Source organism: Amycolatopsis sp. NPDC102522 (assembly GCF_055584485.1).
Genome location: NZ_JBVJLY010000008.1, coordinates 182,566 through 208,130, shown reverse-complemented (window position 1 = coordinate 208,130; position 25,565 = coordinate 182,566). Strand labels below are relative to the sequence as shown.

Here is a 25,565-nt window from a genome sequence, read left to right as displayed (position 1 = left end):
TCTCCGCGTCTGGCGTCTAAGGTAGGGAACGACCGTTCTCAATGTCAAGGAGTTCCGATGCCGGCCGCTGTCACCGACGAGCAGAACCGGGTGGACCGTGAAGTCCTGCTCGACGCCGCCGAGAAGCTCTTCTACGAGAAGGGCATCCAGGCGGTCGGCATGGATCAGGTCCGTGCGGCGTCCGGTCTTTCGCTGAAGCGGATCTACCGGTTCTTCGAAGCCAAGGAAGACCTCGTCGTGGCGATGCTGAGGCGTCGCGATCGGCGCTGGAGAGGCAGCCTGGCCGACCGTGTGGAGCAGGTCGCGGATCCCCGCGAGCGCGTGCTCACGATCTTCGACTGGCTCGCCGACTGGTTCGCCGAACCCGATTTCCGCGGCTGCGCCTGGATCAACGCCCACGGCGAGGTCGGCCCCTCGTCCGAAGCGGTACTGGCCCAGGTGCGGGCACACAAGCGGGCTTTCCACGAGCAGGTCGAGACCTGGGTGCGGGCCACCGGGCTGGCGCTGACCGAACCGGTGTTCCTGCTCGCCGAGGGGGCCATCGTGACGGCGGGCATCAGCGGAGACCCGGCTCCGGCCCGTCAGGCGCGCGAGGCCGTCGCCGCGCTGCTCGGGAAGCCGTGATCACCAGCCGAGGGCGCTGATCATGCCTCGTTCCAGCACCGGGGAGAGCGTGGTCATGAAGCTGGCTGTGACGTGGTTGTCGTCCATGTACACCAGCACGTTCCCCACGACCGGACGGCAGAGTCCCCGTCCGCAGAAGTAGTCGCTGAAGTCGAGCAGGGAGACGTTCGCGGGGATGTCCGTGAGCTTCTCGTACGGCGGCTCGGCGAGCAGTTTCTTCCGGGGCACACTGCATTCGGGTGCCTTGACGCCGTTGGCCTCGATGCAACCGGGAGGAGAGAACCCGGGTCGGGGACTGTCGCGGATCGCCACGACCGGGATCCCGGCGCGATCGAGGACCTTCCACTGGTCGACGAAGCCTTGCGGGGTCTTCTCGGTCGGGCCGACCCGAACGTCACGAGTGGACAAGGTCAGGACGGCGTCGGGGCGCATCGCGAGGATTTCCTTCTGCGCCGCGGAGTTCCACGCGAGACAGCCCGCGTCGCCCGGCATCGCGTCCGAGGTCGTGGAGAACGGGCAGGCTCCCTTGAGCATGAAGCTGACCTGGTAGCCGTTCTTCTCCACCATGGGTTTGAGCGCGGCGAGGTACTGCTGCATATGGGAGTCGCCGACGGCGACGATCGTCTTCGCCGGGGTCCCCTCCGGGAGGGAAGTGCAGACTTCGAGGATCCGGTCGAACCGGGAACGGGTGCACTGCGCGTCGGGGATGCCGCCCCAGTCGTTCGGGACGGCGATCAACGGCGGCACGGCTTCCTTGCCGGGTACGGGTTTCTTCGGTGTCTCCGGGTCGCGGGCCATCGCACCGGGATGGTGGTCGTCGTCGAGCGCGATCGAGAAGTCGGCCTTCTTCGCGCTCACCACCTGCCATGTGCTCGCGACCAGCAGCACCGGGAGTAGCGCGAGCACGGCGAATCGGTAGGAGCCCCAGCGTGTCCGCTCGCCGACCGACGACTTCCGCACCGGCTCTTCGACGAACCGGTAGGTCGCGGCCGCCAGGACCAGGGACACCCCGATCACCACGGCCCCGCCGAGCAAGCCGACGGCCTCGCGTTTGCGGGCGATCAAGGAGAACAGCAGCACCGGCCAGTGCCACAGATAGAGGGCGTAGCTGAGATTGCCCAGATACACGAGCGGCCGCGACGACAGGATCCGGTCCGCGCCCGCCCGGCTGCCGGTCGTGCCGGCGATGATCACCAGCGCGGCGGAGCCGGTCGGCCACAGCGCGGCCCAGCCGGGGAACACCTCGCCCACGTCCAGGATGAGTCCGCAGGTCACCAGCCCGGCCACGCCGAGCCAGCCCAGCAGGATCCGGGCCAGCCGGGGCAGCACGAAACGGTCGATGGCGAGGGCGAGCAGCCCGCCGAGGGCGAATTCCCAGACCCGGGTGAGGGAGTGGAAGTAGGCCAGCGGCTGGTTGGTCGCGGTCAGCCGCACCGAAAAGGCCAGGGACACGGCGAACAGGACGCCGAGCGTGATCGCGACCGTGCTGGTCAGCGAGCGGCGCAGCCGGGTGGCCGCGAAGGCGACGAGCCCGATCAGCAGCGGCCACACGACGTAGAACTGACCTTGGATGGACAGCGACCAGTAGTGCTGGACGACGCTGGCCGTGTTGTGCTGGGCGAAGTAGTCGACAGAGTCGACGGCCAGCCGCCAGTTCTCGACGTACAGCGCGGAGGCGAAGACTTCCTTGATCGTCTGGAACCACCGGTCCTGCGGCAGCAGCCAGATCCCCAGCACGAGCACCGCGAGCAGGACGGTCAGCGCGGCGGGGAACAGCCGTTTGATCATCCGGCCCCACAGCGGCCGGAACTCGATCCGCCCTCGGTCCGCGGCCCGGACCAGCTGGCCGGTGATCAGGAACCCGGAGATCAGGAAGAAGACGTCGACGCCGCCCGAAATCCGGCCCAGCCACACGTGGTAGACCACGACCAGCAGCGCCGCGACGGCACGCAGGCCCTGCAACTCGGGCCGATAGCGGCGGCGCGTTTCCGCTGCTCCGGCGGTTGCCATACGCGGTTTCCTCACACTGATGGTCGGACGTCCTGGCAGCCTAGGTGGTCACCCTGGGTGATTTCGTACCCGCTATCAGGTGAAGTACCGCAGCCAGACGTAGACCCACGCCATCACCGTGCTCAGCACTGTCACGACGATGCCGTACTTGGTGAACTGCCAGAACGTGATCCATGGACCTCGAACGCACGCTGACCTCTCGCGACACCATCAACAGCCAGCTACGGGGCGTCCTCGACGACGCGACCGGCAAATGGGGGCTGCGGGTGAACCGCGTCGAGATCAAGGCCATCGATCCGCCGGCGACCATCAAGGACGCCATGGAGAAGCAGATGCGCGCGGAACGGGCCAAACGTGCGGCGATCCTGGCGGCCGAAGGGCAACGGCAGTCCCAGATCCTCACCGCGGAGGGCGACAAGCAGGCCGCCGTCCTGCGCGCCGAGGGAAACCGGACGGCCGAGATCCTGAAGGCCGAAGGCGAGGCACGCGCCATCGATCAGGTCTTCCAGGCCGTGCACCGCAACGACGCCGACCCGAAACTGCTGGCGTACCAGTATTTGCAGACGTTGCCGCAGCTGACTCAGGGCGAGGGCAACACGTTCTTCGTCATCCCGAGCGAGGTTACTTCGGCGCTGCACAACATTTCCCGCGCCTTCGCGGAGAGCCTTCCGCAGTCTCCGGCCGTCCGGAACACCGGCGTCGGGGGCACCCCCGCCACTGCAGCGCAGGAAGACGCCGCGAAGGCGGCCGAAGCCGTCGCCGATGCGGTGGCCGTCGCTGTGGCGACCGAGAAGAGCCGGTCGTGAGTGGCGATTCGTTTTCTCCTGCGGAAAAGGTTGCAGGTGTCGTGTTCGGGTGAGATGGGCGATCATGCGTGATCAGGCGGCGAACACGGTGAACGTCATCTGATCACGCGAGATCCGTTCCTGATCACGCGAGTTACGTCTTCGCTCACCTTGGGCTCAGACACGACGCCACCTTGGGCTGGGTAAAGGGTGTCGCGAAAGCCACTTTCGGGACATGTGGTGTCTCGAAAGCCACTTTCGCGACAAAGGAAGTGGGTGCGAGGCGGAGGTTCCCTTCACCTCCTGCTGGGTTTCGGTGCCCCAGGCCCGCGCTACGTCATTGTCCTCAAGGGGGCCATCAGGACGTTGATCGTCTTCAAGGGGTCCTTCACGACACCGAGCCGACCTCTTCGGAACAGCCACAGCTCGCGCGCGTCCTCGTTCCACAGCACGTGCGACGAAGAGACGTGCGAGACATCGTACGCGGGGCATGGGTTCGGAGGCTTCGCGGAGGAGGCGGTGAGCGTCACGACGCGGTGGCTCACGCGGGTCAGGGCCAGCTGAGCTCGCCGTCGCTGATGACGGGATGCCTTTCGCGAGAGGGCAGTTCGCGGTCATGGACGTAGTTGTCTAGGCGTTCGGCGATCTCGTCGAGGATCTTGGTCACGTTTGACCAGCCGGATCGGTAGATCCCTTCGCTGGCGTACCACTGCATGACACGACCGTGGTCTTCGCCAGAGCGGAGATCGACGCAGAGCAGGCCGCCGCCGATGTCGCGGCCGATGGGGAGAACCGCGCTGCAGAAAGGAAATCCGGTGTCACCGGCCTGCTTGTGGTGGGCACCCTCGGGAGTGCAGCAGGCCGGATCGGGATACCGCGACTGCCTGCCGTGTTCCTCCTCGGCCCGCGACACCGGGAGAGGCAGGTAGTCCTTCGGGATCAGGTATCCGGACCGATTCCCGGATCCGCGATCACGCTGGTCGTCGACACCGTCCATGAGGGTCCACCAGGCACGCAGTTCGGCCGGCAGCTGGAGACCGGCGCGGTCCTGCAGACGCTCGACGTGCGCGGCCGGTGCGGGAGGCCGGATCTCCCGCGCGGTGGCGGGCGCGTGTTCGGACAGCAGGGCCATGATCCGTTGCCAGGTCTGTTCCACCGGTGCGGTCACCAATGTCCCCCTTCTCTCGGTGATCCACCGTAACGAACTTCGGCGGCCTTCAGTCCCGCATTCAGAGGACTAACTGCGGGTTCGCAGGCCCCAGGCGTCCGTCACGCGTTCCGGGGTCAGCACCGAAGCCGGAGGGCCTTCGCCGACGAGACGGCCGTCCCGGAGCAGCAGGCAGTGATCGGCTCGGCCCGCCACGTCGAGGTCGTGCGTGACGCGCACGACCGTCGTGCCTTCGGCGAGCGTGGCGCGCAGTGCTTCGTCGATCAGGCTGCGGGCGTGCAAGTCCAGCCCGGCCGATGGCTCGTCGAGCAGCAGTAGTGCGGCCCGCTGGGCCAATCCCTGCGCCACGAGTGCCCGCTGTCGCTGACCGCCGGAGAGCGTGCCGATCAGCCGGTCCGCGATCGAGGTGATGTCCAGCCGTTCCAGGCATTCCCCGACGATCTTTCGGTCCATCTTGGACAGTCGTCGCCAGTGGCCCCGGTGTGCCCAGCGTCCCATCGTGACGGTGGCGCGCACGGTGATCGGCAGCGACTGGGACACCTCGCTCTGCTGGGTCACGTAGGCGACACGGTCCGGATCCCGGCGGGTCACCGAACCGGTGGTCGCCGGCAGTACGCCCGCGACGAGGTTGAGCAGTGACGACTTGCCCGCGCCGTTCGCGCCGGCGATCGCGGTGATCCGCGCCGAGGGCACCTGGGCGGTGATCCCGCGCAGTACCTCGTGGGAGCCGTAGTGCGCGTGCACGCGGTCGATCGTGAGCGCCGCTGTGTCCGGGGTCATCCCCACCTCCTTTAGATAATGACAATCATTACCACTATAGTGTGACGCGTGGAGTGGTTGCTGATCCCCTTCGAGGTGTCGTTCGTGCAGCGTGCGCTGGTGGCGGGAGTACTCGTTTCGGCGGTGTGCGCCGTCGTGGGTACCTGGGTGGTGTTGCGCGGCATGGCCTTCATCGGGGACGCCATGTCGCACGGCATGTTGCCGGGCGTGGCGATCGCCTCGCTGACCGGCGTCAACCTGCTGATCGGCGCCGCGATCAGCGCCGGCGTGATGGCGCTCGGCGTCACCGCACTCGGGCGTTCCCGGCGGTTGTCCGAAGACACCACCATCGGACTGCTCTTCGTCGGCATGCTCGCGAGCGGCGTGATCATCGTGTCGCACTCGCGGTCGTTCGCGGTCGATCTCACCGGATTCCTCTTCGGTGACGTGCTCGCCGTCGGCTCCGGTGACCTGGTCGGTCTCGCGATCACCCTGGTCGTCGTGGGAGTGGTGGCCTCGCTGGGACACCGGTCGTTCACCGCGCTCACCTTCGACGCCCGGAAGGCGCACACGCTGGGTCTTCGCCCGCGCCTGGCCAACGCGGTGCTGCTCGGACTGGTCACGCTGACGATCGTCGCGTCGTTCCGCGTCGTGGGGACGCTGCTGGTGTTCGGGCTGCTCATCGCGCCCGCCGCGGCGGCGCTGTTCTGGTCTCGGCGGATCACCACGATCATGATCGTCGCGGCGTTGCTCGGCATCTCCGCCACGGTCGGTGGCCTGCTCGTGTCCTGGCATTGGGGCACTGCGGCGGGCGCGACCATCGCCGCCGGCGCGGTCCTGCTGTTCTTCCTTTCCGCCCTCTTGTCGTTCGTACGACAGCGATTCCGTCCCCTGACACCGGAGATCGAGAGCTCACGATGAAACTGAAAGCAGTGACGGCGGTCGTCGCGGCGCTGACCTTGGCGGCGTGCGGCGGGGAGCAGCCGAAGGAGGTGACCGCGGACGTTCCGCACGGCTATGTCGAAGGTGCCGAAGAGGCGGCAGAGGCCCAGTCGCGGCTGATCGTCGCCGACGCCGAAACAGGTGCTGTGCGCGTGGTGGACCTGATCACCGAGAAGGTGCACGAGACCGGGCAGGTCGACGGAGTGCGTGCGCTGACCGGTGACGGTCGCTTCGGCTACCTGACCGGGCGCGACGGCGCGGTCCGCGTGATCGACAGCGGGGCCTGGATGGTCGACCACGGTGACCATGTCCACTACTACCGGGCGAAGGTCCGTGACGTCGGCGTGGCTCCGGGCAAACAGCCTTTGGCGGTCTACAGCGATCCCGCCGTTTCTGCTCTGTCCTATCCGGACGGTACGACGACGTTGCTCGACCGGGCCCAGCTCGATAAGGGGGCAGTGGCCGAACTGGGGAAGATCACGCGTGAACCCCATGCCGGTGTCGCGATTCCCTACGGCGGACACGTCCTCGCTTCGGTGGCGGATCCCGGAAAGCCGCTCGCCCGGGGAGTGCGCGTTCACGACCGTCAGGGCAAGGCCGTGGCGGAGATCGAGCAGCCGTGTCCGGACCTGCAAGGGCAGGCGGTGACTCGACGCGGGGTCGTGTTCGGTTGCGCGGACGGAGCGTTGCTCGTGACCGAAAAGGACGGTGCGTTCACCGGGGCGAAGATCCCGTACCCGCGCAGTGTCTCCGCGCAGGAGCGCGCCACAGCTTTCTACCACCGGCCGGGCGCCGCGACGCTCGCAGCGCGAGCGGGGGAGACCGCCGTGTGGTCCTTGGACGTCGGCCGTCGCAGCTGGCAGTACGTCGAGACCGGCCCGGTCGCGGCGGTGAACGCCGTCGGGGAGGGCGGCCCTCTGCTGGCCCTGACCCGGGACGGAACGCTGCGTTCCTTCGACGGCAACGGAAAGGAGCAGGCGGCGATCCCGCTTCTGTCATCGGAGGCGACCGCCGCCGACGTTCCCTCCATCCAGGTCGACACGACCCGCGCCTACGTCAACAACCCGCTCTCGGCGGACGTGTACGAGATCGACTACAACGACAACCTTCGGCGCGCCAGGACATTGAAGGTCGGCGGCAAGGCAGGCCACATCGTGGAGACCGGCCGATGAAGCGCCGGGTACTCGCGCTGTGCGTCGCGGCACTGCTGGCGGCGGCCGGGTGTTCCGGAAGTGGCGGGAACAGCGCATCGGTCGTCGTCACCACGAACATCCTCGGCGACATCACCCGTGCCGTCGTCGGCGATCAGGCCGACGTGACCGTTCTGATGAAGCCGAACGCAGACCCGCACTCCTTCGGTATCTCCGCGCAGCAGGCGGCCCAGGTCGAACGCGCCGGTCTGATCGTCTACAACGGACTCGGGCTCGAAGAAGGCATGCTGCGCACCGTCCGCACTGCCGAGGAAAACGGCGTACCGGCGCTCCCGGCAGGGGAGCGGGCGAACCCGATCAGCTACGCCGGGAACAAGCCGGATCCCCATTTCTGGACAGATCCCGCCAGGGTGCGCGACGTGGTGAAGGCGATCGCCGACGAGGTCGTCGCCCACGTCAGCGGCGTCGACGAAGCCGTGATCCGCGCCAACGCCGAACGCTATCGCGGGGAGATCGAAGCGCTCGACACGACGATGACCGAGAAGTTCGGCGGAATTCCGCCCGAGCGGCGGAAACTCGTCACGAATCACCACGTCTTCGGCTACCTCGCCCAGCGGTACGGGTTCGAGGTCGTCGGCGCGGTGATCCCCGGCGGAACCACGCTCGCTTCGCCCAGTTCCTCGGATCTGAAAGCACTCGCCGACGTCGTCCGCGCGGCGGGAGTGCCGGTCGTCTTCGCCGATTCCTCACAACCGGACCGGCTCGCGCGGGTCCTGGCCGAACAGGCCGGACTGCACGTCGCGGTGATTCCGCTGTTCTCGGAATCGCTCAGCGAACCCGGCCAGGGCGCGGCCACCTATCTGGAAATGATGCGCGCCAACACCGAATCGATCGCCACCGGCTTGACCCGTTCCTGACCGGAACAGACGAAAGGCACAAGGAAAATGGCACGAACCACCCGCTACGTCGCGCTGATGGCGACGACGGTGAGCACGCTCGCGCTCGCCGCCTGCGCGACCGAACAGCCCGCCGCGCAAGCCCCGAAGGACGCGGCGCCCGTTGTCGCGGACCCGGTGGCCGTCACCTACGACGGAGGGATCCTCCTGCTCGACGGGAAGACCTTGAAGGTGGCCAAAGATCTCCCGCTGACGGGCTTCAACCGGCTCAACCCCGCCGGGAACGACCGGCACCTCATGGTCTCGACGTCCACCGGGTTCCGCGTCCTCGACGCCGTCGGTGCCGTGCTGACGGACACCGAGGTGAAGGCGGCCAAACCGGGTCACGTCGTCCGGCACGCCGGCAAGACAGTGCTGTTCGCCGACGGGACCGGCGAGGTGACCGTCTTCGACCCGAAGACGATCGGCAACTCGGCTTTGCCTTCGCCGAAACACAAGACGCCGGAAGCGCATCACGGCGTGGCCGTCGAACTCGAAAACGGTGAACTGGTCACCACGGTCGGGAACAAGGACAAGCGGTCCGGGATCGTGGTGCTGGACAAGGACAAGAAGGAGATCGCGCGCAACGAGCAGTGCCCCGGCGTGCACGGTGAAGCCGCCGCGCGAGGCGAAGCGGTCGTGGTCGGCTGCGAAACCGGTGTGCTGATCTACCGGAACGGTGTCATCACCAAGGTCTCCAGCCCGGATCCCTACGGGCGTATCGGCAACCAGGCGGGCTCGGACGTCTCTCCGATCACCTTGGGCGACTACAAGGTCGACAAGGCGGCCGAGCTCGAACGGCCGAGCAGGGTGAGCCTGATCGACACGGAGAAAGCCACGATGAAGCACGTCGACCTCGGGACCAGTTACACCTTCCGGTCGCTGGCTCGCGGCCCGCAGGGCGAGGCTTTGGTACTGGGCACCGACGGTCAGATTCACGTGATCGACCCGGTGACCGGTTCGGTGACGCGGAAGATCGCCGTACTCGGTTCCTGGCAGGAACCGCTCGAGTGGCAGCAGCCGCGTCCGGCGATCTTCGTCCGGGGCGGGACCGCCTACGTGACCGATCCCGGCAAGAAGGAGATCCATTCGGTCGATCTCGCTTCCGGCGTGAAGACCGCGACCGGCACCCTTGCGGGGACGCCGAACGAGGTCAGCGGAGTGCTCGGGGGATAAAGCTCGTGAGTGGTATGGATGGTTCTAACCGTCCTAGCCACTCACGAGGACTGGACCGACGCGTCACCGCCGCTTGGTCGCCTGAGGTACGTGAAGGACTCCTTCATTGCGTCTAGCGCAGTGAAGGGGTCCTTCACGTAGTGGGGAAGGGGTGAAGGTCGAGTTTCTTCGGCTGAGCCGAGGGAAGGGGCCTTCACGCGCGGCTGGTGTGACTGCTGGTGCGCATGGGGCGAAAGTGGCGATCACGAACCGGGCCTGGGAGCAACCGCAGCAAGAATCCAGTAGGTACCGAAGACGCCTTTGGCCCTTACCGCTCACGAGGGCGTGAGGTCAGCGGCGTATGAGACCGAGGTCGGTCGCGGTGGCGACGGCGGCGGTACGGGAGTCGACGCCGAGTTTGGTGTAGCTGCGGGCCAGATGGGATTTCACGGTGCCCTCGGTCAGGTGGAGCCTGTCGGCGATCGCGCGGTTGGACAGGCCGTCGGCCACCAGGACCAGGACTTCGATCTCCCGCAGGGTCAGTGCCGTGGTGGGCATCCGCATGCGGTTCATGAGCCTGTCGGCGACTGTCGGCGCCAGCGTGGTGCGTCCGGCGGCGGCGGTGCGTACGGCGGCCGCCAGGTCTTCGGGAGGCGCGTCCTTGAGGAGGTAGCCGGTGGCGCCCGCTTCGATGGCGGGCAGGGTGTCGGCGTCGGTGTCGTAGGTGGTGACGATCAGAACGCGCGGAGCATCCGGCCGCGCGGTGATCGCCGCGGTGGCTTCGGCTCCGGTCATTCCGGAGCCGAAGCGCAGGTCCATCAGCACGACGTCGATGTCGCCTTCCGCGGCGCGGGCCACCGCTTCCTCCGCTGTCGCGGCTTCGGCCGAGACGACGAGACCGGGTTCGGTTTCCAGGAGGGCGCGCAGTCCCGCCCGGACGATGGGGTGGTCGTCGGCCAGGAGGAGCCTGATCGGGGGTTCGGTCACGGGCGTTCCCCGGGTTCGACGGGCAGCCGCACGGACAACGTGGTGCCATGGCCGGGGGAGGACCCGACGGTGAGTGTTCCGTCCAGTGCTTCGGCCCGCGCGCGCATCGTCGTCAGGCCGAAACCGCTGTGCCGGGGATCGAAGCCGACCCCGTCGTCGACGACGACGAGGGCGACGTGCTCGTCCAGATAGTTCAAGGAGACCTCGGCGGTGGACGCGTCGGCATGCCGGACGGTGTTTGCGAGAGCCGCCTGGCCGATGCGCAGCAACGCGACCTCGTGTGTGGTCGGCAACGGCACGGGAGTGCCGGCGAGGTGGAAGCTCGCGGTGATCCGGTGCCGCGCGCTGGTGGTGGCGCAGAGCCGTTTCAGCGCGTCGGCCAGCGTGGTGTCGTCGAGCGCGGGAGGGGACAGGGCGACGACGAAGCGGCGAGCTTCGGCGAGGTTGTCCGCAGCCGCTTGACGGGCCTGCTCGACGTAACGGGCGGCGTTCCCGGCGGTGTCGGGAAGCGTTCTTTCGGCGGCACGCAACAGGAGCTGAATACTGGACAGGCCCTGGGCGAGAGTGTCGTGGATTTCGTGGGCGAGCCGCTCTCTCTCGGCGAGCACTCCTGCCTCGTGCTGGGCTTCGGCGAGGTCCACACGGGCCGCGGTGAGCTTCTTGATCAGGTTCCGGCGCCGTTCGCTCTCGCGGTACAGCGCCTGATAGGCCCATACGACGGCGACCGCTACGGCGGCGCCGAGGGCCGGGCCGATCGCCGCCGCCGGGACGAAGGAACCTTGGTGGGCGGCGAACGCGGTGATCGCGGCCAGCGCGGTCGCGATCACCGCGAGCAGACCCTGGCGGCGCGGCAGCAGATGCAACTGAAGGAAGTACAGCGGGAACGCGACCCACACGCCGTCGGCTGTCAGCACCAGCAGGATCAGCCACACGACGCCCACCGCGAGCAGCCACCACGCGGCGGCTCGCCGTGACGTCCTGACGCGGGGCAGGAGCGGGCCTGCCGCGTACACCACGCCGCAGGTCAGTGCCGTCACGACGACCGCCGCCGCTGGGGCCGAGCCGTCGGCGACCGCCCGCACCGCCGCCAGGGCGAGCAGGGCGATGAGCAGCAGGTGCAGACACCAGGTCAGCACCCGGCTGGTCGGGGTCAAAGCGGGCGGGATGGTCACAATGCGTACAGGCTACGGAGCCGGAACGGGGAGCGCCTCTATCCAAAGGTAGAGGCGGCGTGCCGTCTTCCGGCTCGCGAAGTGTGGTCTCCGGCCAGATGTCCTTTCTGGACCCGGCGGCGATCGTGGAGAGGTAACCAGCCCACCCGCCGGAAAGGACAGACCGGAGCCGTGTTCGTCGCCTGGAGAGACCTGAGATTCGCCAAAGGGCGGTTCGCCCTGATGGGTGCCGTAGTCGTGTTGATCACCCTGCTGGTCGGCCTGTTGTCCGGGCTCACCGCCGGACTGGGCGAGCAGAACATCTCCGCGATCACCGGCCTGCCCGCGGACAAGATCGCCTTCTCCGCACCCGGCGACGGGCAAAGCCTTTCCTTCGCCAACTCCGCTCTCACCGAGACACAGCGGCGGCAGTGGGCGGAGACCCCAGGCGTCACCGGCGCCGAACCATTGGGCATCGCCACCACCAAGGCCACTGCGGGGGACCGCAGCGCCGGGATCTCCGTGTTCGGCGTCCGGGCCGGTTCCGACCTCGCACCGGACAGCGGCGCGATCGGCGGTGATTCGGTGGTGCTGTCGACGGCCGCCGCCGACGATCTGGGTGTCCGCGCCGGGGACGCCGTCTCCGTGGCCGGGCATCCGCTGACTGTCGCCGCGGTGGCGGGGAACGCCTGGTTCAGCCACACCCCGGTGATCTGGGCCGGCCTCGACGTCTGGGCGAGGACGGCACCGCCGGCGGACGGAAAGCCGACCGCGACCGTGCTCGCGCTGACCGCAGCCACCGACGTCGACTTCGCGGCCACTGACCGTGCCGCTGGTACGAAGACGGTTTCGAAGAGCGACTCGTTGTCCGCGATCGGCTCCTACACCTCCGAAAACGGTTCGCTGCAACTGATGCGTGGCTTCCTGTTCGCCATCTCCGCACTCGTGATCGGCGCCTTCTTCACTGTCTGGACCATCCAGCGCAGCGGGGACATCGCCGTCCTCAAGGCGTTGGGTGCCAGTACGGGTTTCCTGCTGAAGGACGCGCTCGGCCAGGCTGTCGTGCTTCTCGTCGGCGGCACCGCCGTCGGAACCGGACTGGCCGTCGGCCTCGGCGCCGTGGTCGCCGGCTCCGCCGTGCCCTTCCTGCTGACTCCGGCCACCGTTCTCGTCCCGGCCGCAGTGATGATCCTGCTCGGTGCGCTGGGAGCCGCCCTTTCCGTCCGCCGCATCACCTCCGTCGACCCCCTGACCGCACTGGGGAGTGCCCGATGAGTCTGAACCTGACCGGCGTCACCCTCACCTACCCCGACGGCGACGCCCGCCTCACCGCCCTCGACGACGTCACGCTGGACGTTCCCGCAGGTGCCCTCACCGCCGTCGCCGGGCCGTCCGGCTCGGGCAAATCCAGCCTGCTCGCCGTCGCCGCCACCCTCATCAGCCCGGACAGCGGGACCGTCACCGTCGACGGCACCGAGACCACCGGCCTGAGCCGCGGGGAACTCACCGAACTGCGGCGCCGCAAGATCGGGATCGTCTTCCAGCAACCTAATCTGCTGCCCTCGCTCACGGCCGTCGAACAACTTCAGGTCATGGCCCGGATCGACGGCCGCTCCCCGGCCAGGGCCCGCGGTGCGGCCATGGAATTGCTCGATGCCGTCGGGCTCGCGCCGCAGGCGGGACGACGTCCGCATCAGCTCTCCGGCGGTCAACGGCAGCGGGTGAACATCGCCCGCGCGCTGATGAACGAACCCACCGTATTGCTGATCGACGAGCCGACGAGCGCGCTCGACCACGATCGCGGCGCCGCGATCGTCGAGCTGATCACCCGCCTCACTCACGAACGGGCCACCGCCACCGTTCTCGTCACTCACGACCGCGTTCACCTCGCCGCGGTGGATCGGATAGCCGAGGTGCACGATGGACGGCTGCGCAACCCCTCGCCAGTGGGCTGACCACGTGGATCGGGGCCGGTGGGGACCGTGACGGCCTTCGGTTCGAAGCCCATCTTGTCCGGTGCCACCCCAGAGCGGATAGCGGAGGTCATGGCGTGTCTCGATGCGGCTGACACGTGGCTGCCGCGCGACAGCGATTCGCCTGGAGTGATGTCGGGCGAAAGCGGGACTCAGCGGATGTCGACTGCCGTGAACGGGCAGCCGATCGACATCGACGCCCTCCTGACGCACCTGCGTGACCGGGCGACGTTGGAGCACGCGGCCGGTGTGCTGATGGCTCGGTACGAACTGGCCGATGCCCCGACGGCGATCTGTGCGCTGCGGACCGCGGCTCTCCGTCATCACGTGGGTCCGAACGCGCTGGCCAGGGCGTTGCTCGTCGCCCCTCGGCCACGGCAGGACGGCCGTTGGTTCCCGCCTCGTGTCTGGCGGAGCGCGCCGGAACTCGCTTTCCTGCCCGCCTCGTCCTCGATCCGGCCGACGAGCCTGATGTGGGCGGCCCTGGACAGCGTGACCGATCGTGCCCAAACCGCCCAGGGCGACATCCAATCGGTGACCACGAACCGGACGGGCCTGAAACTGGAACGGGCCGAGGGATTCTCCACGGAGTTCTTCCAGCACTTCGCCCACGTCGAGGGCGATGCCACCGCGTGCGGTATCGCCTTGCGGGTGCGTGAACCGATCACGGTCGCCGATGTCACCAAGTCGGGCATTTTCGATCGGCTGGCGTGTCTCGGTCGCGGGTGGGCTGAGGTGCCGAAGGTCCCGTCTCCACGGGGCCCACGGCACTGCCACGCGACCGGCCGCCGCGCCAGGCTGGAGAAACGTCCATCGACGGCTAGGAGCGCAGGATGATCCTCACCGATTTCCCGGTGCTCACCACGGCGCTGAAGGCAGCGGTGCGGGCACCGTCTCCGCACAACACCCAGCCTTGGTTCTTCAGGGTGGGAGCCGATGTCGTCGAGGTCCATCTCGACGAGGACCGGGTGCTGCGGGTGTGCGATCCCGACGGCCGGGAGGCCAGGCTCGCCTGCGGTGCGGCCCTGCTGAACATCGAACTCGCGATCGCCGCCGCGGGCAGGCGTTCGGACACCGAGCTCCTGCCGGATCGGTCCTTGCCGTCTTTGCTGGCGAGGGTCGAGCTCGGCGGCAGGTATCGGCCCGGCGGCGGGGAATCGCGGCTCGCGGCGGCCATTCCGCGCCGGTACAGCAATCGGCGCCCGTTCGCGGATCAGGCGGTGCCCGCCCACCTGCGGACCGTCGCCAAGCAGGCCGCGCGCACGGAAGGAGCGGATCTGCTCATGGCCGACGAAGCCGGATTGCTCGAGGCGACGGCGTCGCTGATCCGGCGAGCAGACCACCTGCTGACCCAGGACGAGGCGTACCAGGCGGAGTCGCGTGCCTGGACCAGCGGTCACGACCGGGACGAAGGGGTACCCGCTTTCGCCGGCGGGCCTCGGTCGCAAGGCGGACTCCTCCCGGTGCGGCACTTCCATGAAAGCGAGGTTTCGCGACCGTTCGAGCAGGACCCGGTCGTCGCGGTGCTGACGACTGCCGATGACAGGGCGGAGACCCGGCTCCGCGCGGGACGGGCCATGCAACGGGTCCTGCTTTCCGCGACCACGGTGGGGTTGAGTGCTTCGTTCTATTCGCAGCCCATGGAAATCGCTTCCACACGTGCCGAGTTGCGCGAGCTGATCGGTGGCAGCCGGTACCCGCAAACCCTTTTCCGGCTCGGTTACGGCTATCCGGGCGTCCCGACGCCGCGGCGTCCACTCGCGGCCGTCGTCGACGAGAAGACGTCATGACGGTGATCGACACCATGGCCGGGGCCCATGTCTGGTCGACGGAGGAGAAGCGGATCCTCGTCCAAGCCGCTCGCCTCGCCCCGCGCCGCTGGCTCGGCGACAACTGGGCGCTGGAGATCCACGAAGACCAGGTGGAGCTTTCCGAACGCCTCGATGAGACGAGGTGGCTGCGCGACCATTGCGGGCGAACCCGTCTCCTCGCCTGTGGCGCGGTGCTGACACATCTCGACGTGGCGATGAGATTGCTCGGCTGGCTGCCGTCGATCGACCTGAGCGCCGTGCCGAACCTCCCGGATCGTGTCGCGATGCTCAAGGCGTCCTCGCGGTCGAGGCCCGGCAGCCGGGACTTCGCCCGGTACGGCGCGATGGCCGGCCGGGCGTCGTTGCCGGTGCCTGATTCGCTGGACACCTGGTGCGAGGAGCTTTCGCGGGATCACCAGGGCGACGGCGTGCGGGTCGCCGCGTTGTCCGCGGACCGGGCGTGCGCGCTGCCGTCGGTGGGCGGGCGGGTCCGCCGCGATCTGGACCCGGTCGACGACGAGTCGCCGGGGAATGTCTTCGTGGTCACCACGATGGAGGAGACCAGGCATCAGATCGTCCAGGCGGGCGCGACGGCGCAGTGGCTCCGGCTCGAGGCCACGGAACACGGCCTGCACTGCAGGACCGTCGCCGCGCCGTTCGACGCCCCCGCGCGCCGCGGCTCGCTCGCGGGTACCGCCGGGGTGCCGGGCACACCTCAGCTCCTGGTCATCGTGAGCCCGCCCGAATGACACCGAAAGAAGGGAATGGCGTCATGGCACAGCTCTCTTCCGCGGGGCCGGTCGTCGTCGGGATGGGCGGGTCTGCCGCGACGGCCGCGGCCGTCGCCTGGGCGGTCGATCAGGCGACGGTGCAGGCACTGGACGTTCATCTGAAAGAACTCGAAGCGGCGACGTCGAAACTCATCGGGGAACGCGAAGGGCTGCAGGTCGAGTTCAGCGCGCCGCTCGGTGACCCCGGCGAGGTCCTGGTCAAGGAGGCCGACGGCGCTTCGCTGCTCGTTCTGGGCAGTCATGGCAACGGGAAGCTGCACAACCTCCTCGTCGGTTCGGTCTGCCGCGCTTGCCTGCGGCATTCGCCCTGCCCGGTCGTCGTGATCCCGCAGCCCGCGCGGGCACCCGAGAGCAGGCTGGGACGTCTGCTGGCGACAGTCTCGTACGAGCCCGGTCCGATCGTCTGAACTTCGGGGAACAGGGAGTCGCCGCATGCGAGAGCCGCAGGACACGCTGCGTGGGCAATGGTCGGACGGTGAGGTGGAGGTGCTCGCCAGAGCCGCGGTGAGCGCTCCGTCGACGCGTCGGGGACGGCCCTGGTCCCTCGCGCTTCCGGGGCGTCGCGCGGAGGTGATGGAGCACGTCGACCCGGCCCTGCCGTCGTCGCCGTCGGACCGGCGTGACCAGTTGATCTCCTGCGGTGCGGTACTGGCCAATCTCGTTCTGGGTGTCCGTGTCCTCGGCTGGGACACGCGGGTCAGCCTGGCGACGGAGGCGGAGGCGCCGCTGGCCGGTGCCGTGGCCGTCACCAGGCGATCCCCGCCATCCGACCACGATTTGCACGGCTACTCCGCCATTTCGCGGCGGATCAGCCACGACGCCGAGTTCTCGCGGGTGCCGGTGGCGCCGGATCTGATGGCCCGGATCGTCCGGCGGGCGTCCGGTGACGTGCTTTGCCGGGTCGTGCGCCCCGGAGAGCTTCGCCCCCTGGCGAATCTGCTCGAAGCGGCCGCCGAGTCGGTCCGGAACGAGCCGGAACTGAAGGTGTGGACCGATGCCTGGAACATCCGGAGAGCGGACGTACGGTATTCGCCCGGCTCCGGTGCCGAGGCCTGGTCGCCGTGGGCCGAGGTCGTGCGGAGCGGGCCGCTGATCCCGGAAGGGGTGAAACTGGCCGACAGATTGAAAAAGGAGACCCTGGTGGTGTTCTGCGCAGCCACCGAACGCAGGCACGAGGTGGTGTCGACAGGTGTGGCGATGGAGTCGGTTTGGCTCGCGGCGGTCGAAAGTGGGCTCGCGGCCTCGACACTGACACGCCCACTTCGCGTGCCACGGATCAAAAGTCGGTTGATCTCCGAGCTGGCCCTTCCCGGAGCACCGGGCTTGATCATGCGTTTGGGCTATCCGGCTGGGTGACTCGGGTGCATTTCGGCCGACGCCTTTGCGTCCGGCCGGGTCGTCCCTGAGCGGAGGCCTTGTCATGTCTTGGCAGCGGGTCCGCTGGGTGGAACGCTGAGGCCGGTCCTGACGATGAACAAGTCGTCATCCCTATCCAGAAGGAGGCGGCGATGTCGGCCGAGCCGCGACCGGCTGGCGACCAGCCGCCGCCCAGCGCGGCGGTGTTGACGGGGCTCCGGCTGGACGAGTTGCTGCACGAGGTACAGGAGCGGCTCTCGGAGATCGTGAAGACCCGTGACCGGCTGCAAGGGCTGCTCGACGCGGTCCTCGCGGTGGGGACCGGGCTCGAACTCGATTCGACTTTGCAGCGCATCGTCCAGGCCGCCGTGGAGCTGGTCGACGCCCAGTACGGCGCTCTGGGCGTCGTCGGCGACGAGGACGGGCTCTCCCAGTTCGTGCACGTGGGCATCGAGCCGGAGGTCCGGGCGACGATGGGACACCTGCCCGAGGGCAGAGGCCTGCTCGGTCTCCTCATCGAAGAGCCGCACCCGGTCCGGGTCCCGGATTTGTCGGCGCATCCGGCCTCGGTCGGTTTTCCCGCCAACCATCCGCCCATGCACAGCTTCGTCGGGGTTCCGGTCCGTGTGCGGAACGAAGTGTTCGGGAATCTGTACTTGACCGAGAAGCGCGGAGCGGCCGAATTCACGGCGGACGACGAGGTCGTACTGCAGGCGCTGGCCGCCGCCGCGGGCGTGGCCATCGACAACGCCCGGCTCTTCGAACGCTCCCGGACGAGGGAACGCTGGCTCGAGGCGGTGGCGAAGGTCAACGGTGAGCTGCTCGGTGGTGCTTCGGTGATCGACACGCTGGGCCTGATCGTCAGAAGCGTCCGGGAACTGGCCGGAGCCGACGAGGTGATGATCCTGCTGGCCGAAGAAGGGGCGAAGGGAACGCGACCGTTGACGGTGACCGCGATCTCCGGCGAACGGCACGGTGCCCGGCAGGGGAAGTCGATCTCGGGCGAGCATCCGTTGCTCGACGAGGTCTTCGCCGGCGGGCAGAGCTGCCTCATCGCCGACCTCGGCACGGTCTTCACCTCGGCCGACAGCGCGCTTTCCGGTCCCGGTGTGGTGGCGCCGCTGACCAGCGCGGCGGGTGTCGGCGGCGTGCTGGTCGCCAGCCGGGAGAAGGGCACCCAGCAGTTCAAGGCCGACCAGATCCCGATGTTGTCCTCGTTCGGCGATCAGGCCGCGGTGGCGCTCGAATTCGCCGAGAAGCAACGCAATCAGCGGTTGCTGGACGTGCTCGCCGACCGCGACAGGATCGCGCAGGACCTCCACGATCACGTCATCCAGCGGCTTTTCGCCACCGGCATGAGCCTGCAGAGCATCCTGCCCCGGGTGCCGGACGAGTTCGCCCGCAACCGGGTCACCCAGGCCGTCGAACAACTCGACCGGACCGTCCGTGAGATCAGGACGTCGATCTTCGACCTGCACACCGTGGGTGCCGCTGAGACGACCAGCCTGCGCCGACGGCTGCTCGACGTCGCCACCGAACTGACGACGGCTCCGGCCGTGACACCGTCGGTCCGGATAGCCGGCGCCGTGGACACCCTTGTCCCTGCCGAGTTGTACGAGCACGCCGAGGCCGTCGTCCGTGAGGCGCTGAGCAACGCCATCCGGCATTCCGGCGCGACCGAGATCTCCGTGACCGTCGAGGCCGACAGCGAACTCGCCATCGAGGTCAGCGACAACGGCGTGGGCCTCCCGGCGGCTGGCAGGCGCAGCGGGCTTGACAACCTTTCGCAGCGAGCCGGGCGATGCGGGGGACGCGCCGAGTTCGCCGGCAGGGAAGGCGGCGGAACGAGGATCGTGTGGCGGGTCCCGTTATCTCGTGGTGCCTAGCGGTCGCCGAACAGGGAGGTCCGGTCTTCCTTCTTGAGCTCGGTCGCCAGCACGGCGGCTTGCGTCCGGCGCTGGATGCCGAGTTTGCCGAGGATCCGCGAGACGTAGTTCTTGATGGTCTTTTCCGCCAGGAAGAGCCGGTCGCCGATCTCCCGGTTCGTGAGCCCTTCGCCGATGAGTTCGAAGACAGCTCTTTCCTGCTCGGACAGCCCCGCGATCGGGTCGTTGCGGTCGTTCTCGCGGCGGATGCGGTTCATCAGCGCGGCGGTGGTGCGGCTGTCGAGTAAAGAGCCGCCGTCCGCGATGGCCCTGATCGCCGAGACGAGGTCGTTGCCGAGGACCTGCTTCAGGACGAATCCGGACGCGCCCGCCATGATCGCGGTGAAGAGGGCTTCGTCGTCGGCGTAGGACGTGAGCATCAGGCAACGCAGATCCGGCCGGGTGGAAAGCAGTTCACGGCACAGTTCGATGCCGGTACCGTCCGGGAGCCGGACGTCCAGCACCGCGATGTCGGTGTCGCTCGCGGGGATCCGGGTGAGGGCCTCCGAGACCGACGCGGCTTCGCCGGAGATTTCGATGTCCGGCTCGCCGCCGAGCAGATCGAAGAGCCCCCGCCTGACGATCTCGTGGTCGTCGACCAGGAACACCTTGGTCGTCATGGCTCGTCCTCCTGCCGCCGGGTCCTGGCCGAACGTACTCCGGCGTCCGGAGTCGCACAGCGGTCTGGACGTCCTGCCGGTGAAGGGCTTTGGTCCCTGACCGGACAGCGGCTTACCCAGGTCCCGTCGATCGGAGCCCTCCGTACCTGCGCACGGTCCCCGTTTTGCCGCACGGTGGGATCCCGGCATGGCCCTACTGCCGAGGCGGAAGATGGAGCGACGAGAACCCTGGTCGACGGAGGTGCCGGCACGGACCCTGCTGCGGGCGCCTTCGGTGCTGACCCAGCCGTTGCACCTGTCCGAGGTGCGCTCCGCGTTGTGCGGTGCCGACCAGCCCTCATCGCGCTGTCGACGAAATACTCGGACGCGGCTTCTGAGCCGGACTCCGGTCGGCTCAGCCCCGGATCGCGGCGCGGCGTTCCTCGTACTCGGCCTTGTCGATCTCGCCGCGGGCGAAGCGTTCGTTCAGAATTCGCAGGGCTTCGTCGTGGCCGGACGCGGGGCGCGCGTACCGGCGCAGCAGGATCACGGCGATCGTGACGAGTCCGGCGACGACGATGACCGCGATGGCGAGCATCAGGACGACGCCGATCCAGCCGCTGCTGCCGTAATAGGGGCCGTAGTGCATCACTGGGGTCCTTTCGGTCGGTGGCGGAACCGGCGATTCCCAGGGTCCTTGCGAGTTGTGACGACGAGGAGGGCCGGAGGACCCGGCTCGCAGGGTCCTTCGTTCCTGGTTACGCGGCCGGGAAACCCGGATCGTCGAGCTGTCCGCTCCGCGCTCTGGTTGTGGCTGGTGAAGTGGTTCCGCCGCGGTCGTCGCGGAACGCAGGCTGCGGCGTCTCGGTTTCGTGCCGCTCGTGCCCTCGGAGAGCTTCTTCGTCGAGACGGCCGAGCGGCGGACGGTGCTGCGTGCCGGCGAACTGGAACGTGCCCGGGAATGGGGCGCGGCGCTCGGCAAGCGGTTCGCTTCGGCCCGAAAGATCGGCTGACCGGTTCACCGACGGATCTTGACGATGGGAAGGCGGTGGCGATGGTGGGAAAGCGTGAACCCGTCGTGACGGGGGTCGACGGCTCCGAATCCGCGTTGCGGGCGGTGCGCTGGGCGGCGGGCGAGGCGGTCCGGAGCGAGCGGCCGCTGCGGCTGATCCACGCCTGCGTCCCACCGGGCCACGACTACCCGAACCTGGAGGTCACCCCCGCGGAGGTGCGCGAGGCGATGTGGGCGACAGGCGCCAGAAGACTGGAGGCAGCGGCCGACGTCGCGAGGACGTCCGCGCCGTCGCTGGAGATCGAAGCCGAGGCCAGATCCGGGGATCCGCGGGCCCTGCTGGTCGACGAGTCGTGGCGGGCCGCGGTGGTGGTGCTGGGTTCCCGCGGACTCGGCGGTGCGGGCCGGTTGCTGCTGGGATCGTCGGGACTCGCGCTCGCGGTCCACGGTCACTGCCCGGTCGTCGTGGTCCGAGGTGATCGGACGAGGTCGGGGCCGGTGCTGGTCGGTGTGGACGACTGGGGCGGTTCGGCCGCGGGGGTGCGGTTCGCGTTCCAGGAGGCCTCGACGCTCGGTGTGCCGGTAACGGTGCTCAAGACCTGGCCCGAAGTCGAGTCGAGCGATTCGACCGTCGCGCGCGAGCTGTTCCTGCGGTCGCTGAAGAAGCACATCGACCACGTCGCCGCGGACTTTCCTCAGGTCGTGCCGGAGTGCCTCGTCGTCCGAGGCCGCCCCGGCCGGGTCTTGCTGGAATACGGCGAGCGCGCCGGGCTGATCGTGGTCGGGACCCGTGGCCACAGTGGTTTCGGCGGGCTCCTGCTCGGCTCGGCCGGCCAGGACTCGCCCGGGCAGGCGCCGTGCCCTGTCGCCGTCGTCCGTCCGGGTGCGGTTCCCGCGTTCGGTGTCCGGCAGCAGAAACCCCTTTCAGCGAAGGGAGACAGGACATGAAACACGCCGAAAGCTTCGGAAAGGACCAAACGCATGCGGACGACCGGGATCAGGATGACACCGGACGTGCGAGTGACGGTGCGCGGCGACCTTCCGCCCGCCCTCGCCGAACGAGCCGGGCGGAAGGTGAAACGGCTCTTCGGCCTCGCTCACCGTCCCGTGCTCGCCGCGTCGGTCCGGCTGAGCAGGCACGGGAATCCCGCCGTGGACCAGCCCGTGGTCGCCCAGGCGAACCTCGACCTGAGCGGGAGGCGGCTGCGAGCCCAGGTGGCCGCCCCGACCGCCGAAGAGGCGATCTATCTCCTGGACGCGAAGCTGCGGTGCCAGCTGGAGCGGAGCGCGCTCCACCTGGAGGCCAGGCGCGGTCGCCGTCCGGGCGCCGAACCCGGCGAATGGCGCCACGATTCGCCGCCCGGTCAGCCCACATCGTGGTTCCCCGTGCCGGAGGACGAACGCGAGATCGTCCGGCGCAAGTCCTACTCGCTCGCCCGCTCCACTGTGGACGAAGCGTTCTTCGAGATGCACCTCCTCGACTACGACTTCCACCTGTTCACGGAATCGGGGACGGGGCAGGACAGCGTCCTCTATCACGCCGGCCCCACCTTGCACCGGCTGGCGCAGTCGACACCGCCGGGGCCGCACCGGCTCAGCCTGTTCCGGCTCGCCGTGACCGTCAGCCGGCAATCGGCGCCCGTCCTGACGACGGCCGAGGCGGTGGATCGGCTCGGCCTGCTCGGCTCACCGTTCCTCTTCTTCGTCGACGCCGGGCTGAGCCGGGGGAGTTTGCTCTATCACCGGTACGACGGCCATTACGGCCTGATCACCCCGGCCGTCCAGCTCACCGGAACAGTGCGGTGAGCTCGATCCTGCTCGAAATACCGAGCTTGTCGTACACATGGGCCAGATGGTTGTCCACCGTCCGGACGGACAGCCGCAGCCTGCGTGCGATCTCCGGGCTCGTCGCCTGACCCGCGGCCAGCCGGGCGATCTCGCGTTCCCTCGGAGTGAGCTGCTGGGTGCCTTCGACATCGTCGAGTTCCGGGGTCCGCGCGGTCGGGCAACATCGCACCAGTTCGCGTGCTCTCGCGAGCGCGGCGCCCGCTCGTCGCGAATGTCCCGCGGCCTGGGCCACCCGGCCGGCGGCCGTCAGCATCTCGGCGGCGAGCAGGGGAGCGGGCAGTTCGGCGAACGCGTCCGCCGCGGCGAGGAGGCCGGGTTCGTCGCCCGCCGCCAGCGCGGCGGCCGCGTCCCGGTAGACGCGGGCCAGGGCGCCTTCGACAGTCTCCGCGAGCACGTCCAGGCGTTTCTCCACCTGTTTCGCCGCGCCGAATCGCGCGGCTTCGTACAGCACGACAGCCTCCATGCACGGAAGTCCTGCGTCCCGGGCCAGCGCAGCGGCGCCGAGCGCGATGTCCGCGGCGCCGCGGACATCGCCGCGGGCGGCGCTGACCCAAGCGCGATGGACTTCGGCGTGCGGCCGGAAGAGCCGTTTGACCGAGGTCCGCGACTTGTCTTCATGGGCGCCGTCAAGGACTTCGGCCGCTTCGTCGACGGCGCCGCTCATCGCCAGAGTCCCGGCGAGCATCGTCTTGTGCAGGTGGAGACTGCCGGTCGGATCCTGAGCCGATTCGATGGCGACGGCTTCGCGCAGTGACGTCACGGCGGCCCGGAGTTCCCCGCGCAGCTGAGAGATCAGCCCGGACAGCGCCGACCACGCCGCGATCAAGCCGGGATCGCCGACCTGGACGGCGGACTGGCCACCTTCGTCGGCGACGTCCCGCGCCTCGGAAAGCCTGCCGGCGAACAACAACGCGTACCCCTCGGCGAGCCGGAGATAGGGCAGTCCGGTGCGCACCAGATCGTCGTGGAGTTCCGCGAGCCGACGGCCCAGGCGTGCGAAGGCGAGCGCGGTCGAGGCCCTGCCGAGCATCGCGTAGGCGTTGACCGCCGTGGTGAACGCCCAGAGCCTCGCGTCGATCGGCGCCGACTCCCGGTCGGCGATCTTCACCGCGATGTCCAGCGCCTGCCGGCATTCCCCTTCGGCGAGCAGGATCAGTGCCCTCGTCACCGTCGGGTCGTCCGGGAGCATCGTCGTGGCCTCGTCGTGCCGCGCCAGCCCCCAGTACAGGAGCCTCGCCCTGGTCGTGGTCCAGTCGCTCGGCTCCGACCGGCCGCTCCGCGCGAGCACCGCGATCCCGTCCTGGTGCCGCCCGCACCAGCTGAGCACTTCGGCGAGCAGGGTCCGCGCCTGATCGGATCCCGCGTCGACGGCGGCGCGCGCGAGCCGTTCGGCGAGCACGAAGTCATGGCGGGCAAGGGATTGCCGGGCCGCGGCGAGCATATCCGGCACGGCCGGCCGCAGCCCGGTGGCGAGCTGCCAGGTGGTGAGACGCAACAGATCGTCCCTGCGGCGCAACGAGGTCGCGCCGAGCCGTTCGGCCAGGGTTCGATGGACCTCCCTGGCGCGCAGGGGTTTGAGGCCTGAACGGAGTACTTCGCCGTAGATCGGATGGCTGAGCCGGACCTCGGAGCGACGTCCGTCGCCCGTGACCTCGAGCAGCCCGGCGCGTTCGGCCGCGAGCAGTCCCGGTTCGGTTTCGACCAGTTCGAGCGGCAGGGGTTCACCGCAGGCCACCAGTTCGACGACCGCCCGCACGTCCGCGTCGCAACTGTGAAGCCGCGTTTCCACGAGTTCGTGCAACCGCCAGGCGCCGATCACCGGCCCCTTCCACCGCCAGGATCCGCTTTCCTTCGCCAGTGCACCGGATTCGAGCCCGTCGAGCACCAAGGCCTGCAGATGCAGCGGGTTCCCGTCCACCAGCCGTCGCAGCCGGGCCCGGACCGACGCCGGAACATGGCCGTCCAGCGCGTGTCCGATGAGATCGTCGACGAGGGGATCGGGCAGCGGGGGGACTTCCGTGCGGCGGGCCTGCCCGTTCTTCCACAGGCTGAAAATCGCGTCCGGCGCACTCGCCCCGGTCACCACGGTCGCCACCACGACCACCCGCCGATGGGTGCACAGGTGATGGACCAGCGCGGCGGACCCTTCGTCGAGCAGATGAGCGTCGTCGACGGCGAGGACGGCGCCGTCCTCGTCCCACCCAGCGGACGCCCATCGGAAAAGTGTCGTACGGTCCGGTTCCTCGTCGGACGATGGCGTGACGGGCAGCAGGTGGGAGGCGGCGCCGAGCGGGATCGACGATCCGGCACCGGTCGCGGCCAGGAGTTCGACGCGGCGCCCGGCCGCGGCCGCACGTTCCATCGCGACCCGCAGCAACCGGGTCTTCCCGACGCCGGGCGGCCCGGCGAGGACCAGCCCGCCGCTGGTGCCCGCCAGCACGTCGTCGATCGAGGAAAGCTCCCGCCGCCGTCCGACCAGCGGCCACGTCGAATCCAAGGTGGCACCCCCCTCAGATGTCCTCCGCGGAAACCTTTCGGTCCAGCCTCGATGCGGTACCGGGATCCGTCAAGCGACGATGCTCC

At 68.8% G+C, this 25,565-nt stretch carries 25 protein-coding genes; 17 read left to right on the top strand and 8 right to left on the bottom strand.

Going from position 1 to position 25,565, the window contains the following annotated elements:
- Positions 1-57 precede the first annotated feature (57 nt).
- The gene (locus tag ACZ6YV_RS21025) at positions 58-624 is read left to right on the top strand and encodes a TetR/AcrR family transcriptional regulator (RefSeq protein WP_465511207.1); all 567 of its coding nucleotides are present in this window, start codon (positions 58-60) and stop codon (positions 622-624) included.
- Here ACZ6YV_RS21025 and ACZ6YV_RS21020 read toward each other — a convergent pair whose 3' ends face one another.
- Positions 625-2,634, bottom strand: coding sequence for an acyltransferase family protein (locus ACZ6YV_RS21020; protein ID WP_465511206.1), 2,010 nt, complete (start codon positions 2,632-2,634; stop codon positions 625-627).
- A 173-nt stretch (positions 2,635-2,807) separates the two neighbouring features.
- Between ACZ6YV_RS21020 and ACZ6YV_RS21015 the strand changes: the two genes are divergently transcribed.
- Entirely contained in the window at positions 2,808-3,440 is a 633-nt protein-coding gene (locus ACZ6YV_RS21015) for an SPFH domain-containing protein (RefSeq protein WP_465511205.1), read from the top strand.
- 529 nt (positions 3,441-3,969) lie between these two features.
- Here the strand turns inward: ACZ6YV_RS21015 and ACZ6YV_RS21010 are convergent.
- Positions 3,970-4,587, bottom strand: coding sequence for an SMI1/KNR4 family protein (locus ACZ6YV_RS21010; RefSeq protein ID WP_465511204.1), 618 nt, complete (start codon positions 4,585-4,587; stop codon positions 3,970-3,972).
- 69 nt (positions 4,588-4,656) lie between these two features.
- Complete coding sequence (aztA, locus tag ACZ6YV_RS21005) at positions 4,657-5,367, bottom strand: zinc ABC transporter ATP-binding protein AztA (protein ID WP_465511203.1); 711 nt, start codon at positions 5,365-5,367, stop codon at positions 4,657-4,659.
- Between the two features lie 48 nt (positions 5,368-5,415).
- Here aztA and aztB point away from each other — a divergent pair, with 48 nt between their 5' ends.
- The 4 genes from aztB to aztD are packed head-to-tail and all read left to right on the top strand — an operon-like array spanning position 5,416 to position 9,550.
- Positions 5,416-6,267, top strand: coding sequence for a zinc ABC transporter permease AztB (aztB, locus tag ACZ6YV_RS21000; protein ID WP_465511202.1), 852 nt, complete (start codon positions 5,416-5,418; stop codon positions 6,265-6,267).
- The gene (locus ACZ6YV_RS20995) at positions 6,264-7,460 is read left to right on the top strand and encodes a WD40 repeat domain-containing protein (protein ID WP_465511201.1); all 1,197 of its coding nucleotides are present in this window, start codon (positions 6,264-6,266) and stop codon (positions 7,458-7,460) included. Before aztB ends, ACZ6YV_RS20995 begins: the two co-directional genes overlap by 4 nt.
- Positions 7,457-8,356 carry a zinc ABC transporter substrate-binding protein AztC gene (gene aztC, locus ACZ6YV_RS20990; protein WP_465511200.1) on the top strand — a complete coding sequence of 300 codons (900 nt, stop codon included), beginning with the start codon at positions 7,457-7,459 and terminating at the stop codon, positions 8,354-8,356. Before ACZ6YV_RS20995 ends, aztC begins: the two co-directional genes overlap by 4 nt.
- A 27-nt stretch (positions 8,357-8,383) precedes the next feature.
- Complete coding sequence (aztD, locus tag ACZ6YV_RS20985; RefSeq protein WP_465511199.1) at positions 8,384-9,550, top strand: zinc metallochaperone AztD; 1,167 nt, start codon at positions 8,384-8,386, stop codon at positions 9,548-9,550.
- A gap of 330 nt (positions 9,551-9,880) precedes the next feature.
- Here the strand turns inward: aztD and ACZ6YV_RS20980 are convergent, their stop codons facing one another.
- Complete coding sequence (locus ACZ6YV_RS20980) at positions 9,881-10,516, bottom strand: response regulator (protein ID WP_465511198.1); 636 nt, start codon at positions 10,514-10,516, stop codon at positions 9,881-9,883.
- Positions 10,513-11,688 carry a sensor histidine kinase gene (locus tag ACZ6YV_RS20975; RefSeq protein WP_465511197.1) on the bottom strand — a complete coding sequence of 392 codons (1,176 nt, stop codon included), beginning with the start codon at positions 11,686-11,688 and terminating at the stop codon, positions 10,513-10,515. Before ACZ6YV_RS20975 ends, ACZ6YV_RS20980 begins: the two co-directional genes overlap by 4 nt.
- A gap of 171 nt (positions 11,689-11,859) precedes the next feature.
- Here ACZ6YV_RS20975 and ACZ6YV_RS20970 point away from each other — a divergent pair, with 171 nt between their 5' ends.
- The 8 genes from ACZ6YV_RS20970 to ACZ6YV_RS20935 all read left to right on the top strand — a co-directional run bounded on the left by ACZ6YV_RS20970 (position 11,860) and on the right by ACZ6YV_RS20935 (position 19,484).
- Positions 11,860-12,942, top strand: a complete 1,083-nt coding sequence (locus ACZ6YV_RS20970; RefSeq protein WP_465511196.1) for an ABC transporter permease — start codon at positions 11,860-11,862, stop codon at positions 12,940-12,942.
- On the top strand, positions 12,939-13,622 hold the full coding sequence (locus ACZ6YV_RS20965; RefSeq protein ID WP_465511195.1) for an ABC transporter ATP-binding protein: 684 nt from the start codon (positions 12,939-12,941) through the stop codon (positions 13,620-13,622). The genes ACZ6YV_RS20970 and ACZ6YV_RS20965 overlap by 4 nt, the downstream gene beginning before the upstream one ends.
- A gap of 177 nt (positions 13,623-13,799) precedes the next feature.
- Positions 13,800-14,477 (top strand): ANTAR domain-containing protein, encoded by a 678-nt coding sequence (locus ACZ6YV_RS20960; protein WP_465511194.1) that lies wholly within the window; start codon positions 13,800-13,802, stop codon positions 14,475-14,477.
- Positions 14,474-15,430 (top strand): Acg family FMN-binding oxidoreductase, encoded by a 957-nt coding sequence (locus tag ACZ6YV_RS20955; protein ID WP_465511193.1) that lies wholly within the window; start codon positions 14,474-14,476, stop codon positions 15,428-15,430. Before ACZ6YV_RS20960 ends, ACZ6YV_RS20955 begins: the two co-directional genes overlap by 4 nt.
- Positions 15,427-16,200 carry a hypothetical protein gene (locus ACZ6YV_RS20950; protein ID WP_465511192.1) on the top strand — a complete coding sequence of 258 codons (774 nt, stop codon included), beginning with the start codon at positions 15,427-15,429 and terminating at the stop codon, positions 16,198-16,200. Before ACZ6YV_RS20955 ends, ACZ6YV_RS20950 begins: the two co-directional genes overlap by 4 nt.
- Positions 16,201-16,223: 23 nt before the next feature.
- On the top strand, positions 16,224-16,649 hold the full coding sequence (locus ACZ6YV_RS20945; protein WP_465511191.1) for a universal stress protein: 426 nt from the start codon (positions 16,224-16,226) through the stop codon (positions 16,647-16,649).
- 25 nt (positions 16,650-16,674) lie between these two features.
- Positions 16,675-17,598 carry a nitroreductase gene (locus ACZ6YV_RS20940; protein ID WP_465511190.1) on the top strand — a complete coding sequence of 308 codons (924 nt, stop codon included), beginning with the start codon at positions 16,675-16,677 and terminating at the stop codon, positions 17,596-17,598.
- Between the two features lie 152 nt (positions 17,599-17,750).
- On the top strand, positions 17,751-19,484 hold the full coding sequence (locus tag ACZ6YV_RS20935; RefSeq protein ID WP_465511189.1) for a sensor histidine kinase: 1,734 nt from the start codon (positions 17,751-17,753) through the stop codon (positions 19,482-19,484).
- On the opposite strand, the gene ACZ6YV_RS20930 is transcribed toward ACZ6YV_RS20935, so the two are convergent.
- Together ACZ6YV_RS20930 and ACZ6YV_RS20925 are read right to left on the bottom strand one after the other, a co-directional pair.
- Positions 19,481-20,143, bottom strand: a complete 663-nt coding sequence (locus tag ACZ6YV_RS20930) for a response regulator transcription factor (protein WP_465511188.1) — start codon at positions 20,141-20,143, stop codon at positions 19,481-19,483. The genes ACZ6YV_RS20935 and ACZ6YV_RS20930 overlap by 4 nt on opposite strands.
- A gap of 394 nt (positions 20,144-20,537) precedes the next feature.
- Entirely contained in the window at positions 20,538-20,771 is a 234-nt protein-coding gene (locus tag ACZ6YV_RS20925; protein WP_465511187.1) for an SHOCT domain-containing protein, read from the bottom strand.
- 232 nt (positions 20,772-21,003) lie between these two features.
- Here ACZ6YV_RS20925 and ACZ6YV_RS20920 point away from each other — a divergent pair, with 232 nt between their 5' ends.
- The 3 genes from ACZ6YV_RS20920 to ACZ6YV_RS20910 are packed head-to-tail and all read left to right on the top strand — an operon-like array spanning position 21,004 to position 22,940.
- Positions 21,004-21,135: a hypothetical protein gene (locus tag ACZ6YV_RS20920; RefSeq protein WP_465511186.1), complete on the top strand. Its 132-nt coding sequence runs from the start codon at positions 21,004-21,006 to the stop codon at positions 21,133-21,135.
- 41 nt (positions 21,136-21,176) lie between these two features.
- Entirely contained in the window at positions 21,177-22,082 is a 906-nt protein-coding gene (locus ACZ6YV_RS20915) for a universal stress protein (RefSeq protein WP_465511185.1), read from the top strand.
- A 33-nt stretch (positions 22,083-22,115) separates the two neighbouring features.
- The gene (locus ACZ6YV_RS20910) at positions 22,116-22,940 is read left to right on the top strand and encodes a ribosome hibernation promotion factor (protein WP_465511184.1); all 825 of its coding nucleotides are present in this window, start codon (positions 22,116-22,118) and stop codon (positions 22,938-22,940) included.
- Here ACZ6YV_RS20910 and ACZ6YV_RS20905 read toward each other — a convergent pair.
- Positions 22,921-25,479 carry a LuxR C-terminal-related transcriptional regulator gene (locus ACZ6YV_RS20905; RefSeq protein ID WP_465511183.1) on the bottom strand — a complete coding sequence of 853 codons (2,559 nt, stop codon included), beginning with the start codon at positions 25,477-25,479 and terminating at the stop codon, positions 22,921-22,923. The two genes, ACZ6YV_RS20910 and ACZ6YV_RS20905, sit on opposite strands and share 20 nt — an antisense overlap.
- Between the last annotated feature and the right edge of the window lie 86 nt (positions 25,480-25,565).

Excerpts from the sequence above, each read along its gene's own strand:
- ACZ6YV_RS21015 (WP_465511205.1), top strand. The coding sequence starts at position 2,808 with ATGGACCTCGAACGCACGCTGACCTCTCGCGACACCATCAACAGCCAG.
- ACZ6YV_RS20995 (WP_465511201.1), top strand. The coding sequence starts at position 6,264 with ATGAAACTGAAAGCAGTGACGGCGGTCGTCGCGGCGCTGACCTTGGCG.
- ACZ6YV_RS20945 (WP_465511191.1), top strand. The coding sequence starts at position 16,224 with ATGGCACAGCTCTCTTCCGCGGGGCCGGTCGTCGTCGGGATGGGCGGG.
- ACZ6YV_RS20930 (WP_465511188.1), bottom strand. The coding sequence starts at position 20,143 with ATGACGACCAAGGTGTTCCTGGTCGACGACCACGAGATCGTCAGGCGG.
- ACZ6YV_RS20950 (WP_465511192.1), top strand. The coding sequence starts at position 15,427 with ATGACGGTGATCGACACCATGGCCGGGGCCCATGTCTGGTCGACGGAG.
- ACZ6YV_RS20940 (WP_465511190.1), top strand. The coding sequence starts at position 16,675 with ATGCGAGAGCCGCAGGACACGCTGCGTGGGCAATGGTCGGACGGTGAG.
- ACZ6YV_RS20915 (WP_465511185.1), top strand. The coding sequence starts at position 21,177 with ATGGTGGGAAAGCGTGAACCCGTCGTGACGGGGGTCGACGGCTCCGAA.
- aztD (WP_465511199.1), top strand. The coding sequence starts at position 8,384 with ATGGCACGAACCACCCGCTACGTCGCGCTGATGGCGACGACGGTGAGC.
- ACZ6YV_RS20960 (WP_465511194.1), top strand. The coding sequence starts at position 13,800 with ATGTCGACTGCCGTGAACGGGCAGCCGATCGACATCGACGCCCTCCTG.
- ACZ6YV_RS21020 (WP_465511206.1), bottom strand. The coding sequence starts at position 2,634 with ATGGCAACCGCCGGAGCAGCGGAAACGCGCCGCCGCTATCGGCCCGAG.
- ACZ6YV_RS20965 (WP_465511195.1), top strand. The coding sequence starts at position 12,939 with ATGAGTCTGAACCTGACCGGCGTCACCCTCACCTACCCCGACGGCGAC.
- ACZ6YV_RS20935 (WP_465511189.1), top strand. The coding sequence starts at position 17,751 with ATGTCGGCCGAGCCGCGACCGGCTGGCGACCAGCCGCCGCCCAGCGCG.
- aztA (WP_465511203.1), bottom strand. The coding sequence starts at position 5,367 with ATGACCCCGGACACAGCGGCGCTCACGATCGACCGCGTGCACGCGCAC.
- ACZ6YV_RS20955 (WP_465511193.1), top strand. The coding sequence starts at position 14,474 with ATGATCCTCACCGATTTCCCGGTGCTCACCACGGCGCTGAAGGCAGCG.
- ACZ6YV_RS21025 (WP_465511207.1), top strand. The coding sequence starts at position 58 with ATGCCGGCCGCTGTCACCGACGAGCAGAACCGGGTGGACCGTGAAGTC.
- ACZ6YV_RS20925 (WP_465511187.1), bottom strand. The coding sequence starts at position 20,771 with ATGCACTACGGCCCCTATTACGGCAGCAGCGGCTGGATCGGCGTCGTC.
- aztC (WP_465511200.1), top strand. The coding sequence starts at position 7,457 with ATGAAGCGCCGGGTACTCGCGCTGTGCGTCGCGGCACTGCTGGCGGCG.
- ACZ6YV_RS20910 (WP_465511184.1), top strand. The coding sequence starts at position 22,116 with ATGCGGACGACCGGGATCAGGATGACACCGGACGTGCGAGTGACGGTG.